The sequence below is a fragment of the Corallococcus sp. EGB genome (assembly GCF_019968905.1).
Lineage (GTDB): Bacteria > Myxococcota > Myxococcia > Myxococcales > Myxococcaceae > Corallococcus.
The window spans coordinates 257,132-269,361 of record NZ_CP079946.1 but is presented as its reverse complement, the minus strand read 5'-3'; the positions used below and the strand labels follow the sequence as shown (position 1 = coordinate 269,361).

12 protein-coding genes are annotated in these 12,230 nt (G+C 71.9%); 5 read left to right on the top strand and 7 right to left on the bottom strand.

Going from position 1 to position 12,230, the window contains the following annotated elements:
- Positions 1 to 13: 13 nt before the first annotated feature.
- The 3 genes from KYK13_RS01175 to KYK13_RS01165 are packed head-to-tail and all read right to left on the bottom strand — an operon-like array spanning position 14 to position 4,440.
- Positions 14 to 2,434 carry an ABC transporter permease gene (locus KYK13_RS01175; protein WP_223641122.1) on the bottom strand — a complete coding sequence of 807 codons (2,421 nt, stop codon included), beginning with the start codon at positions 2,432 to 2,434 and terminating at the stop codon, positions 14 to 16.
- 18 nt (positions 2,435 to 2,452) lie between these two features.
- Positions 2,453 to 3,196, bottom strand: coding sequence for an ABC transporter ATP-binding protein (locus KYK13_RS01170; protein WP_370645396.1), 744 nt, complete (start codon positions 3,194 to 3,196; stop codon positions 2,453 to 2,455).
- Positions 3,196 to 4,440 carry an HlyD family secretion protein gene (locus KYK13_RS01165; protein ID WP_223641118.1) on the bottom strand — a complete coding sequence of 415 codons (1,245 nt, stop codon included), beginning with the start codon at positions 4,438 to 4,440 and terminating at the stop codon, positions 3,196 to 3,198. The genes KYK13_RS01170 and KYK13_RS01165 overlap by 1 nt, the downstream gene beginning before the upstream one ends.
- 217 nt (positions 4,441 to 4,657) lie before the next feature.
- Here KYK13_RS01165 and KYK13_RS01160 point away from each other — a divergent pair, with 217 nt between their 5' ends.
- Positions 4,658 to 5,746, top strand: a complete 1,089-nt coding sequence (locus KYK13_RS01160) for a hypothetical protein (protein ID WP_223641116.1) — start codon at positions 4,658 to 4,660, stop codon at positions 5,744 to 5,746.
- 7 nt (positions 5,747 to 5,753) lie between these two features.
- Here KYK13_RS01160 and KYK13_RS01155 read toward each other — a convergent pair whose 3' ends face one another.
- Complete coding sequence (locus KYK13_RS01155; RefSeq protein WP_223641114.1) at positions 5,754 to 6,329, bottom strand: hypothetical protein; 576 nt, start codon at positions 6,327 to 6,329, stop codon at positions 5,754 to 5,756.
- A 38-nt stretch (positions 6,330 to 6,367) separates the two neighbouring features.
- Between KYK13_RS01155 and KYK13_RS01150 the strand changes: the two genes are divergently transcribed.
- Complete coding sequence (locus KYK13_RS01150) at positions 6,368 to 7,915, top strand: AMP-binding protein (RefSeq protein WP_223641112.1); 1,548 nt, start codon at positions 6,368 to 6,370, stop codon at positions 7,913 to 7,915.
- Positions 7,916 to 8,113: 198 nt separating this feature from the next.
- A complete protein-coding gene (locus KYK13_RS01145) occupies positions 8,114 to 8,482 on the top strand; it encodes a response regulator (RefSeq protein ID WP_223641110.1) in 369 nt (122 codons plus the stop codon).
- Between the two features lie 9 nt (positions 8,483 to 8,491).
- Here KYK13_RS01145 and orn read toward each other — a convergent pair whose 3' ends face one another.
- The 3 genes from orn to KYK13_RS01130 all read right to left on the bottom strand — a co-directional run bounded on the left by orn (position 8,492) and on the right by KYK13_RS01130 (position 10,404).
- Positions 8,492 to 9,043 carry an oligoribonuclease gene (orn, locus tag KYK13_RS01140; RefSeq protein WP_223641108.1) on the bottom strand — a complete coding sequence of 184 codons (552 nt, stop codon included), beginning with the start codon at positions 9,041 to 9,043 and terminating at the stop codon, positions 8,492 to 8,494.
- Positions 9,044 to 9,193: 150 nt separating this feature from the next.
- Positions 9,194 to 9,649, bottom strand: a complete 456-nt coding sequence (locus KYK13_RS01135; RefSeq protein WP_223641105.1) for an archease — start codon at positions 9,647 to 9,649, stop codon at positions 9,194 to 9,196.
- A gap of 56 nt (positions 9,650 to 9,705) precedes the next feature.
- A complete protein-coding gene (locus tag KYK13_RS01130; protein WP_223641103.1) occupies positions 9,706 to 10,404 on the bottom strand; it encodes a phosphoribosyltransferase in 699 nt (232 codons plus the stop codon).
- A gap of 123 nt (positions 10,405 to 10,527) precedes the next feature.
- Between KYK13_RS01130 and KYK13_RS01125 the strand changes: the two genes are divergently transcribed.
- Together KYK13_RS01125 and KYK13_RS01120 are read left to right on the top strand one after the other, a co-directional pair.
- Positions 10,528 to 11,448, top strand: coding sequence for a ribose-phosphate pyrophosphokinase (locus tag KYK13_RS01125; RefSeq protein ID WP_223641100.1), 921 nt, complete (start codon positions 10,528 to 10,530; stop codon positions 11,446 to 11,448).
- Between the two features lie 11 nt (positions 11,449 to 11,459).
- Positions 11,460 to 12,212: an enoyl-CoA hydratase gene (locus tag KYK13_RS01120; RefSeq protein ID WP_223641097.1), complete on the top strand. Its 753-nt coding sequence runs from the start codon at positions 11,460 to 11,462 to the stop codon at positions 12,210 to 12,212.
- The last annotated feature ends 18 nt before the right edge of the window (positions 12,213 to 12,230 follow it).

Sequence of the window (12,230 nt, the reverse complement as noted above, 5' to 3'; positions counted from 1 at the left end):
GAAAGGAGGGAACTCAGTCCGCCCGGAGCGCGATGATGGGGTCCACGCGCGTCGCTCGCCGGGCAGGCAGCCACGACGCCGCCAGCGCCACCCCGGTCAAGAGCAGCGCCACCCCGCCGAACGTCCATGGGTCGTCCGCGGACACGCCATACAGCAGCGCCCCCAACAGGCGCGCCAGGGCCAGGGACAGACACAGCCCCACCGCCACGCCCGTGAGCGACAGCCGCAGGCCCTGCGCCAGGACCAGCCGCAGCACGTCGCCTCGCGCCGCGCCCAATGCCATGCGGATGCCCAGCTCCCGCGTGCGCTGCGTCACCGAGAAGGCGATGACGCCCGACAGCCCCAGCGCCGCGAGCAGCAGCGCGACGCCCGCGAACAGGCCCATCACCAGCGCGGACAACCGCCGGGGGCCGGTGGACCGGTCCATCCGGCGCGTGAGCGGGGACACGTCGAACAGCGGCAGGTCCGCGTCCACCGCGCGCACCTCCGCCTCCACCTGGGCGCGCAGGGCCTCCGGGTCCCCGGACTTCACGCGCACCGCCAGGCCCATGGACACGGACGGCAGCTGCGACAGCGAGTAGTACGCCGCCGGGCGCGACGGCACGTCCAGGCCCCACTCGCGCAGGTCGTCCACGATGCCCACCACCGTGGCCCACTGCATGTCCTTGCCGTGCAGCTTCAACCGCTGCCCCAGCGCGTCATCCTTCGGCCAGAAGAGGTTCGCGAAGGAGCGGTTGATGACCACCGCCCACGGCGCGTCCGGCCCGTCCGAGTCCTCCAGGAGCCGGCCCTGCCGCAGGTGGACGCGCAGCGCGCGCAGGTAGCCGGAGGTGACGGCGCGGAACTCCACCGCCTTCCACTGCTCACCCGGCTGGCGCGGACGCCCCTCGATGTCGAAGCTGTTGTCCGTGGTTCCCCCCAGCGGCAGCACGTTCGTCAGTCCCGCGGACTCCACGCCCGGCATCCCCTGGAGCCGGGGCAGCAGGGCCTGCAGGAAGGCCGCCTGCTTCGCCCGCTCCGGGTACTGCCCCCTGGGCAGCGCGAGCTGTCCGGTGAGCACGCCGTCGGACTCGAAGCCCGCGTCCACGCGCTGGAGCGCGAGGAAGCTCTTCACGAACAGGCCCGCGCCCACCAGCAGCACCAGCGCGAGCGACACCTGCGCCACCACCAGCGCCGCGCGCAGCCGGCCCGTGCGGTGGCTCCCCGTGGCACGGGCGCCCTCGCGCATCGCCGCGTGCAGGTCCGCGCGGCTCGCTTGGAGCGCGGGCACCAGCCCGAAGAGCACGCCCGTGAGCACCGACACCCCCAGCGTGAAGAGCACGGAGGCCACGTCCAGCTTCACGCCCTGGGCGCGCGGCAGGCTGTCCCCCACCGTGGCCACCAGCGCGTCCGTGCCCCACAGCGCGAGCAGGAGCCCCACCGCGCCCGCAACCAGCGACAGCACCAGGCTCTCCGTGAGGAACTGCGCCACCAGCCGCAGCCGGCCCGCGCCCAGCGCCGCGCGGATGGACACCTCGCGGCCTCGCGACACCGCTCGCGCCAGCAGCAGGTTCGCCACGCTGGAGCACGCCACCAGCAGCACGAAGCCCACCGCGCCCCAGAGCAGCCACAGCGTCTCGCGGACCCCGCCCACCACCTGGTCTTCCAGCGGCGTCACGCTCATGGACCAGCCCCACCGCTGGTAATCGCTCACCAGCTCCGGAGGGCGTGCGTTGCCCATGCGCACCAGGTCCGCGCGCGCCGCGTCCAGCGTCATGCCCGGCTTGAGCCGCGCCAGCACGCTCAGGAAGCGGTTGCCGCGCCGGGCCTCCTCCTGCTGTTCCGGCGTGGGCGCGAAGGGCAGCACCACCTCCATGTCCTCCGGGTAGACGCCCCCCGGAGGCAGCACGCCCACCACCGTGCGCGGCACGCCGTCCAGCCGCAGCACGCGCCCCAGCACCTCCGGGTCCTTCGCGAAGAGGGTGCGCCACGCGGTGTCCGTGAGGATGACGACCTGGTCGCGGCCCGGCGTCTCCTCCTCCTCGGTGAAGCCCCGGCCGAGCACCGGCGTGACGCCCAGCGTGGGCAGGAAGGACGCCGTGGCGATGGCGACTCGCAGGCGCCGGGGCGACTCCTCACCGGTGAGCGTCACGTCGTCGGGACGGAAGGCCGCCAGCGCCGTGAAGGCCCGCGTGTGCGTGGTCATGTCCCGGTACTCCGGCACCGAGTTCGACACCGCCTTCAAACCGAAGGCCTCGAAGTTCGGGGCCAGCAGCACCAGCCGCTCCGGCTGCACGAAGGGCGGCGGGGTGAGCAGCACGCCCTTCACCACGCTGAACACGGCGCTGTTCGCGCCGATGCCCAGCGCCAGCGTCAGCACCGCCACCGCCACGAAGCCGGGAGCGTTCTTCAGGGAGCGCCACGCGTAGCGCAAATCGCCGAGCAGGTGTTCCATGGCCGTTTCCCCTCTGCTTCAGCGGAGCTGTTCGTCCTGCACGACGCGGCCGTCGAACAGGCTCACCGTGCGCGTGGCGATGCGCGCGTGCGCCGGGTCGTGCGTCACCATGCACAGCGTGGAGCCGGCCTTGTGCAGGTCGGACAAGAGCTGCATCACCGCCTCGCCGTTCTTCGAGTCCAGGTTGCCCGTGGGCTCGTCCGCCAGGAGGATGAGGGGGTCTCCCGCCACGGCGCGCGCCACGGCCACGCGCTGCTGCTGGCCGCCGGAGAGCTGCCCCGGCAGGTGACGCGCCCGGTGCGCCATGCCCACGCGCTCCAGGGCCCGCTCCACGCGCTGCTTGCGCTCCTGCGCGGGCAGGCCGCGGTAGGTGAGAGGCAGCTCCACGTTCTCGAAGACGGTGAGGTCTCCGATGAGGTTGAAGCTTTGGAAGATGAAGCCGATGTGCTGGTTGCGCACCTTCGCGCGCTCCGTGGGCGACAGCTCCAGGACGCTCTTGCCGTTGAGCTGGTAGCTGCCGCGCGTGGCGGTGTCGAGGAGCCCCAGCACCGCGAGCAGCGTGGACTTGCCGGAGCCGGACGGGCCCACAATGGCCACCCACTCGTTCTCACGGATGGTGAGCTGGATGTTGGAGAGGGCGTGCGTCTCCACCTCCTCCGTCTCGAACACCTTGGTCAGCCCGTCGAGCTGGAGCAGCGCCCGGCCCGGCACTACGCCCGGGCCCATGGCCTTCGCCTCGCCGTCGTTCGTCATCGTCGTCATCATCGCAGCCTCACGCGCTCCACCGCATCCCACGCGGTCATGTCCGACAGCACCACCTGATCGCCTTCTGAAAGTCCCTGCACGACCTCCACCGCGTTCACCGAGCCCCTGCCCAGCTTCACGGGGATGCGCACCGCCTCGTCGCCACCGGGCAGCAGGCGGAAGAGCGCCAGCGTGCTCTCCGCCTGGGCGCCCGCCGGACGGCCCACCGACAGCACGTCGTCCAGGCGCTCCAGCTCCACGGTGCCCTCCACGGTGAGGTCCGGCCGCGCGCCCCTGGGCAGCGTGTCTGGAAGGGACACCTCCACGCGCACCGTGCCCTGGCTGGCCGCGGGGGCCACGCGGGCCACGACGCCCTCCACCACGCCGTTGCGCGTGTCCACCTGCGCCTTCAGGCCCGGGAGGATGTCGCGCGCCTGCGTCTCCGCGATCCGCAGCTCCGCCTTGAGCCGCTCCGGCTTCACCACCTTGGCCAGGAGCACGCCGGGCGTCACCCACTGGCCCAGCTCCAGCGGCAGCTCCTGGAGCACGCCGTCCTCGCCCGCGAGCACCTTCATGGACTCCACCTGCTGGCGGCGGAAGCGCGCCACGGCCTTGAGGCGCTCCACCTGATCCTGCTGCGCGGCCAGGCGCTGGCGCAGGCTCTGGGACATGACCTCCAGACGCTGGCGCTCCAATTCCAGACGCTGGCTGGACTCCTGCGCCTTCTCCTGGGCCTGCCTCGTCTCCAGATCGCCCACGAAGGCCTTCTGGAAGAGCTCGGTGCTGGCCTGGGCGCGGCGGGTGGCGTCGGCGGCCTCGGCGGTGAGGGTGGCGACGGTGGCCTGCTGGGACAGGCGCTGCGTCTGGAGCAGCTCGCGCAGCTCCAGGAAGTCGCCCTCGGCGCTCGCGAGCTGACGTTCGGCCTCCAGGGCCTGGAGCTGCACGTCCGGGTTGGACAGCTCCAGGAGCAGCGTGCCCGCGGTGACGGTGGCGCCGGGCCTCACGTGGATCCGCTCCACGCGGCCGGCGGTGTCCGCGGTGAGCCAGCGGATGGATTCAGGGACGAGCGAGCCGGTGCCCTTCACCTGGCGCACCAGCGGGCCGCGCTTCACGGTGTCCAGCCACACGGAGGCCTTGTCCACGGTGGGCGCGGCGGGGCGCAGCCGGGACAGGCCCACCGTCACCGCCACCAGCGCGGCGAGGCCCAGGGCGGCCAGGAGATAGGGTTTGCGACGCGGTGCTCGAGCCTTCGGGATGTCCACGCCCCGGGCCATAGCGAGCCGTGTGCCAGGGCTCCGAGCCGGGCCAAGCGCCCGGAAACACGAGGGTGACGGAGGAACGTCCGGCCGCGTTGACCGCTTGCGCGAAGGGCGCGTCCCAGGAGCGGACACTGGAAAGCTCCAGTGGGCGCTGAATAGAGTCGGCGTCCGCTCGTCTGCAGGCTCGATTCATCTCCCACACACTTTCGCGAGACTCCCCATGCGCTCCACCGCTCCGCGGGCGCGCGCCGGCATGCTGCTGGCCGCCACCCTTCTGCCTTTCTCCGCGTTCGCTGATGCCCTGTATCTCCAGCTCACGGACGTGGGCAGTGAAGTGGACGCGGGCGGCCTGTCCGCGAGCACCGTGGCGGAGCGCACGCGCTACGGCATCAACGAGGCGCTGAAGAACACCACCTCGGAGGCCATCCTGATGGATGGGCAGCACGAGGGTTCTCCAGACGTGACGGTGAGCGCGAAGGTGACGCGCGCGGGGGAGAAGTACCGGCTGACGTACCTGCTGAGCACGACGCATTCGCCGGTGCGCACCAAGACGCTGGCGTATGAGTTCGTCAATCCCAGCCTGAGCGACAGGGGCTCGGTGGTGATGGCGCAGGCGGTGCTGGACGAGGCGAAGAAGCTGGAGGTGGCGGCGGAGCAGGAGGTTCCGGTGGCCTCCGGCGCGGACACGGGTTCGGACTCGCGGGTGTCGGAGCGAATGAACCACAACGGGTCCCGGTACGACGGGATGTCCGGCGATTCGACGGGACGGGACCTGTCGGCGGATCAGGATGCGCCGCGCCGCCGACGCGGTGGCCGGACGACGTTGGACCTGGGTGTCGCGGCGGGCTTCAACAGTCCCTCGGGCATCTTCGGCGTTGAGCTCGAGTATCGGGTCGCGCCCATCCTGGGACTCAACCTGAGCGCCGGCGTGGGCGCGTGGGGCATCCGGATGGGGCCGGGGGCGCGCCTGTATCCGCTGGGTGAGGTGCGCACGAGCCCGTTCCTGGAGGCGGGCATGAGCTTCAACATGGGCGGCAGGTCGACGACCACGCTCAGCTTCGGCGGCGAGTCGGAGTCGTACACGACGGAGAAGCTGATGACGCCGGTGGCGACGGTGGCGGTGGGCCTGCGACAGGCGATGGGCCCCATGTACCTGGGCGCGCGCGTGGGCTGGGGCTACCGCCTGCGTGAGGACAACTGGCGCACGTCGGACGGCCGCGACCCGAACCTCCTCGACGACCTGGACATCGCCACCACCCAGCACGGCGGCTTCCTGTGCAGCCTCACGCTGGGCGCGGCGATGTTCTGATGCATTGCTACGGGCGGGGCGCGGGAGCCGGTGAGCCCGCGTCCTGCCAGGAGCGTGGCAGGAACGGTGAGGGCCCGTCCCCCACAACACCCGGGGATGCAGTCCCGGGTTCTCCAGGCGTGGAGGTCACGCCAGCATCCTCGGGCTTCGCGACGTCGGGCTGGCCGTCGATGAGCCGCCGGAGGATCCGGCCATCCCGGTGGATGGCGTAGCTCGCCCCTGAGTCGAGCGCGGGCTGCGTACGGCCACAGGCCTTCGGGTCTTCGTCGATGCGGATGAAGATGACGTCGCCCTGCCGGACGACCCGGTACTGCTGGGACTCCCAGCGGCTTCCACAGGACACGGTGGCGTCCTGCGGTGGAAGCAAGTCACGCGCGGCGACCGTGAGCGCACGCAGGACGTCTCCATCCATTTCGTACACCGTGCCTTCGGTCCCCAGCGAGACAGCAGGCTGAGCGAAGAACGATGGGAAGGTGATGGAGGGGTCCTCCTCGTACTTCGCGGGAGATGAGGCGGCGGCTCTCATGCAGCCCGCGAGCACGAGCGCGGAGGCCAGGATGAGATAGGTCCTCTGCACGGACATGCGCCCAGCGTATCCCGTCCCGGGTAGGCTCGCGCGCCATGCCGGCCTCCCTGCTTGAAGTGTTCCTGGACCATGCCCGTCACGAACCCTCGCGCCCGCTGCTGTCCTTTGAAGGGACGACGTACACGCGGGGACAGCTGGCGGAGCGGGTCACCTCGTTCGCTCGCGGACTCAAGGTCCGGGGACTGGCTCCGGGTGAACGCGTCGCCCTCTTCCTGGAGAACAGCGACGCGTTCGTCATCACCTGGCTCGGCGTCCAGGCCGCGGGCTGCGTCGCCGTGCTCGTCAACACCGCCTACCGCCAGGTGGAGCTGGCCCACATCCTCTCCGACGCCGAAGTGAAGGTCTGCGTCACCGGCACCTCCGGCGCCTCCGAGCTCGCGCCGCTGCGCGACCCACTGCCATCGCTCCAATGGCTCATCACCGTGGAGCCGCCTCCCGCGAACCTCCCCGCGTCCCTGCCCACCGTGGCCTTCGACGCCCTCGTGGAACAGGGCGCCACGTCCACCGCGCCGCTCCCCCTGCCTCGCGCCGAGGACCTCGCCGTGCTGGGCTACACGTCCGGCACCACCGGCCGCTCCAAGGGCGCCATGCTCCAGCACCGGCAGCTGCTCGCCAACGTGCGCGCCGTCACGGAAGCGTGGCGCTGGACGGACGCGGACAGGCTGCTGCTCACCCTTCCCCTCTTCCACACCCACGGCCTCATGGTGGGCCTGCACGGCACCCTCTTCACCGGCGCCAGCGTGGACCTGCGCCGCCGCTTCGTCGCGTCCGACGTCCTCACCGCCCTGCACGACGATGCGTCCCTCACCCTCTTCTTCGGCGTGCCCACCATGTACGGCCGCCTCCTGGAGGAATCCCTCCGCACCGGCGTGACGCCCCACCCGCTGCGCCTGTGGGTCTCCGGCTCCGCCCCCCTGAGCCCCCAGCTGTGCCTGGACATCGAGGCGCGCTTCGGCGCTCGCATCCTGGAGCGCTACGGCATGACCGAGACCCTCATGAACACCACCCAGCCCTACGACGGCGAGCGCCGCCCCGGCACCGTGGGCATGCCCTTCCCCGGCCAGGAGGCCCGCGTCGTGGACGTGCGCTCCCGCAAGCCCCTGGGCCGCGGCGAGACAGGCGAAATCGAGGTCCGCGGCCCCCACGTGTTCACCGGCTACTGGCGCCGCCCGGACGCCACCCAGGAGGCCTTCGACGCCGATGGCTGGTTCCGCACCGGCGACCTGGGCGAGTGGGACCCCGACGGCTTCCTGCGCATCACCGGCCGGGCCCGGGAGCTCATCATCAGCGGTGGCTTCAACATCTACCCGCGCGAAGTCGAAGAGGTCCTCACCCAGCACCCGTCCGTCGCGGAGGCCGCCGTGCTGGGCCTGCCCGACCCGGACTTCGGCGAACAGGTCGTCGCCGTCGTCGTCCCCCACCCCGGCGCCCCCACGGACGCCCAGGCCCTGGTGGACTGGTGCCGCGAACGGCTGGCCGCCTTCAAGAAGCCCCGCCGCGTCGTCTTCACCGACGCCCTGCCCCGCAACGCCCTGGGCAAGGTCCAGAAGCACATCCTCCGGGAACGCCTGGTCGCCCCCTAGGGCACATCCACCGCCATCTGCCCAACAGGGCCCACACCAGCCCCTGGCCGAAATTCCGCGCGGACCTACCTTCTCCCGCGAGAGAAACCGGAGCCATTGCGTGGAGTCCCACCCTACCCGAAACCCGTCCCATCCGACCTCGGCCTCCTGGGCCACGGGGGTGCCAGGTGGCGCACGGAAGGGTGCGGGGGGCCGCGCATGAGGCGGTTGCTCATCGTGGATGACGAGCTCGCCATCGTGGAGGCGCTCGAGGACATCCTGTCCCTGGAGGGCTACGACATCGTCACCGCGTACAACGGCGACGAGGGCCTGCAGCGGCTCCTGGCCTCCAAGCCGGACCTGGTGCTGTTGGATTTGATGATGCCCGTGATGGACGGCGGCGAGCTGTTGCGCCGCATCCGCGCCCACCCGGACCTGCGCGACCTGCCCGTGGTCGTGATGAGCGCGGGCCGCCTCACGGACGAGGAGCGCCGCGCCAGCTCCCACTTCCTCGCCAAGCCCTTCGAGCTGGACGACCTGCTGGGCACCATCGCGAAGCAGCTGCCCCCGGAGGGGCCTCGCGCCTGAAGCGGGCGTTCAGCCCGGCGTCGCGCGGAAGAGGACGTCCCGGTAGTACTGCAGCTCGCTGATGCTGGAGCGCAGGTCCGCGAGCGCGGTGTGCCCGCTGGGCGGCTTGCGCGGCTCCACCAGCGCCGGATACCAGGCACGAGTAATCACCTTGAGGCTCGTCACGTCCACCATGCGGTAGTGCAGGTAGCGGTCCACCATGGGCATGTGGTCGATGAGGAAGCGCCGGTCCGTGTGGATGGAGTTGCCCGCGAGGATGCCCTCGCCCACGTCGCAGTAGTCCGCGATGAAGGACGTCACCTCGCGCTCCACCACGCGCAGGGACGACGTCGACGCGCGCACCTTGTCCAGCAGGCCGTTCTTCGTGTGCATCTCCCGCACGACGGGCTCCATGCGCTGGAGCATCTCCTCCGGCTGCCAGATGACGCGCTCGAACTCACCCATGGGGCGCAGGTCCGGCCCGGTGATGATGATGCCCACCTCGATGATCCCGCACGTGTTGGGATCCAGGCCGGTCATCTCCAGGTCGAGCCATACAAAGCAGGGTTCACGGGAAGGCATGTCCGGCGGGTCCTGGTCGCGAAGAGGGAGATGTCCCTATAGCAGCCCCGAGCCCCGGCGCACCCCTGCCGTGGACGAATCATCCCTCCGCGCCCGCACGTCCACCGGGAGTCCGGGCGTGCGGCGCACCCGCACGGCCCGTCCACGGCCCTAGAAGTCCACCAACGCCTCGGCGGTCCACACGCCCTCCGGCTGCTGGCGCACGGAGACCTGGGTGAGCGACGCGCCCGTCACCGCCACGTTGGCGCCGTGGCGCGACTGCCCCGCGCGCTCGCCAAAGCCGTGACCGAAGAGGTTGAGCCCGTCCAGGCGCACCACGAAGCCATTGAAGCGCAGGCGCCGGCCCGCCATGGCGCCCACCACCGCCCGCAGCCAGTCCGCGAGCAGCTCGTCATGGTCCGCCGAATGGCAGTCGACCTCCAACTCCTCGTGCGTCTCCACGCTCCGGGGGTCCGTCACCAGCGCGCAGAGCCCCAGCGCCGCCATCTCGAAGGCCTGCTCCATGGAGCGGCCCACGCCCCGAACCCCGAGCAGCTCGTCGCGGGTGAAGTGCTCCCAGTGCGTCCGGGGCCGTGGGTCCTCCGCATGCACGGTTTCGATGTCCATCGGTCCTCTCCTCGTGTCCTCGTCGTTCGCCGTTTCGCCTGCCCTCGCGCGGTCCGTCAGAACCACCAGCCCCCCGCCACCTCCGGCGCCACCTCCGGCGCCACGCCCTCCGCCCGCGCGGGGTGGGCCTCCCGGGCGCGGGTGAGCCAGCGCCGCAGCTCGTCCTGGTTGAGCGCGGGGAAGGCGTCGTAGGCGTCGGAGACCTCGCGCAGCGCGGGGTCCAGGCGCAGCGCGTGCACCGCGTCCGCGCGGCCCCGGACGAGCTCCAGCGCGCGCGGCGTCGCCACGCCCACCGCCACCACGCGCCGGCGCGCGCCCTGCTGCTTCAGCGCCAGGAGCGCCGCGGCCACGGTGGCGCCCGTCACCATCCCGTCATCCACCAGCAGCACCCTGCACCCGCGGACGCGGGGCGTGAGGCCGCCTCGCAGCTGCCGGGCCTGCCGCTCCACGTCGTCCACCTCGTCATGCACGAAGCGCTGGAGCGCCTCCCCCGGCACCTTCGTCCGCCGAGCAGCCTGGGGATCCAGGTACAGCCCGCCGCCCTCCGTCACCGCGCCCAGGGTGAGGCGGCCTTGCGGCTCGCGCAGCCGCCGCGCCACCCACAGGTCCAGGGGGGCTCCCAGCGCCCGGGCCACCTCGTACGCCACGCGCAGCCCCCCGCGCGCCAGGCCCAGCACGCACGCGTCCCCGGAGCGGTAGGGCGCGAGCACCCCCGCGAGCTTCTGTCCCGCCTCCGCCCGGTCCCGGAAACGCATTGGCCAGCCTCCACTCCCGGAAGGTGTTCTTCGCCCACGGGAGTGTCGGCGAAGGCACGGACAGCGGCTCTCCTGGCGGCATGCCCGGGAGGCCAGGGCACCACGAGCGGCTCCCGCGCTAGGGTGCGCCCCATGATGCCCATCGCCCTCGTCGTCGGCAGTGCCAGTCCCCACCTCGGCCGAGCGCTCGCCCAGGCGTTCGGTTCGGCGCCGGTGGGGGTGAAGCGGGAGCGCTTTCCGGATGGAGAGCTGCACATCGAGGTGCCCCCGGAGGAGGTGCGCGGCCGCCGCGTCGTCGTCCTCCAGTCCTCCACGCCGCCCGTGGGGGAGAACCTGATGGAGCTGCTCCTGCTCGCGGACGCGTGCTGGCGGGCGGGCGCGGCCTCGCTGGAGGCGGTGATTCCCTATGTCGGTTACGCGCGGCAGGACCGCCGCGCCCGGCCGGGTGAGCCCCTGGGCGGCCGTCTGGTGGCGGACATGGTGTCCCACGGCCGCTTCACGCGGGTGTTCACCGTGGACCTGCACAACCCGGCGCTGGAGGGCTGCTTCGGCGCACCGCTGGAGCACCTGTCCGCGCTGCCGCTCTTGGCGGACGCGCTGCGCCCCCACGTCACGGACACCACCGTGGTGGTGGCGCCGGACCTGGGCGCGGTGAAGCGGGCGGAGGCGCTGGCGAAGCTGCTCGGCCGTCCGTGGGCGGTGGTGCACAAGGCGCGGCTGAGCGGCAACGACGTGGAGACGCTCGGCTTCCTGGGCCACGTGCGCGGCATGCGCCCCATCCTGGTGGACGACATGGTGTCCACCGGCGGAACGCTCGCGGCGGCGGCGAAGGAGCTGAAGGGCGAGGGGTGCGTGGATGACTTCATCCTCGCCACCACGCACGCCCTCCTGGTGGGCCCCGCGCTGGAGCGCCTGCGCGGCGTGCCGGTGAAGCGGCTGGTCAGCACGGACAGTGTGGAGCCCCGGGAGGACCTGCCCTTCCCCCATCAGGTCGTGACGCTGGCCCCGCTGCTGATGCGCGCGCTGCGGCCCGACGCGCGTTAGGCTGCCCGACCATGTCCGACACGCTTCTGACGCAGCTCGACGCCGGGGTCTTCTCCGTCACCTTCAACCGGCCGGAGAAGAAGAACGCCTTCACCCACGCCATGTATGAAGCCGCCACCGCCGCCCTCCAGGAGGCGGAGCGCCGCGACGACGTGCGGGTGGTGCTCCTGTCCGGCGCGGGCGGCGCGTTCACGGCGGGCAACGACATTGGCGACTTCCTGGAGCACCCGCCCACGGGCGAGGACAGCGCCGTGTTCCGCTACCTGCGCGCCCTGGCCGGCATGGCCAAGCCCGTGCTCGCGGCGGTGGAGGGCGCGGCGGTGGGCATCGGCACCACCATGCTCCTGCACTGCGACTACGTGGTGGCCGGGGAGAAGGCGCGCTTCGCCATGCCCTTCGTCAACCTGGGCCTGTGCGCGGAAGGCGCCAGCAGCCTGCTGCTGCCGCGCGCGGCGGGCTTCGCGCTGGCGTCGGAGCTGCTGCTCTTCGGAGACCCGTTCGACGCGGCCACCGCGCTGCGCGCCGGCATCATCAACAAGGCCGTCCCGGAGGCGCAGCTGAAGGACGTGGCCACCGAGCGCGCCCGCGCCCTGGCCCAGCGTCCCGCCCAGGCCCTGAAGGTGACCAAGGCGCTCATCCGCGGCCCCCTGCGCGAGCAGGTGGAGTCCGCCCTCAAGCGCGAGGGCGAAGAGTTCGTCCAGCGCCTCGCGTCCGACGAAGCGAAGGAGGCCTTCATGTCCTTCATGTCGCGCGGCCGGAAGTAGTCCCCGCTCGCTTCGCGA

Coding starts and splice junctions, on each gene's coding strand:
- KYK13_RS01150 (WP_223641112.1), top strand. CDS start 6,368: ATGCCGGCCTCCCTGCTTGAAGTGTTCCTGGACCATGCCCGTCACGAA.
- KYK13_RS01175 (WP_223641122.1), bottom strand. CDS start 2,434: ATGGAACACCTGCTCGGCGATTTGCGCTACGCGTGGCGCTCCCTGAAG.
- KYK13_RS01130 (WP_223641103.1), bottom strand. CDS start 10,404: ATGCGTTTCCGGGACCGGGCGGAGGCGGGACAGAAGCTCGCGGGGGTG.
- KYK13_RS01145 (WP_223641110.1), top strand. CDS start 8,114: ATGAGGCGGTTGCTCATCGTGGATGACGAGCTCGCCATCGTGGAGGCG.
- KYK13_RS01160 (WP_223641116.1), top strand. CDS start 4,658: ATGCGCTCCACCGCTCCGCGGGCGCGCGCCGGCATGCTGCTGGCCGCC.
- KYK13_RS01135 (WP_223641105.1), bottom strand. CDS start 9,649: ATGGACATCGAAACCGTGCATGCGGAGGACCCACGGCCCCGGACGCAC.
- orn (WP_223641108.1), bottom strand. CDS start 9,043: ATGCCTTCCCGTGAACCCTGCTTTGTATGGCTCGACCTGGAGATGACC.
- KYK13_RS01155 (WP_223641114.1), bottom strand. CDS start 6,329: ATGTCCGTGCAGAGGACCTATCTCATCCTGGCCTCCGCGCTCGTGCTC.
- KYK13_RS01120 (WP_223641097.1), top strand. CDS start 11,460: ATGTCCGACACGCTTCTGACGCAGCTCGACGCCGGGGTCTTCTCCGTC.
- KYK13_RS01170 (WP_370645396.1), bottom strand. CDS start 3,196: ATGACGACGATGACGAACGACGGCGAGGCGAAGGCCATGGGCCCGGGC.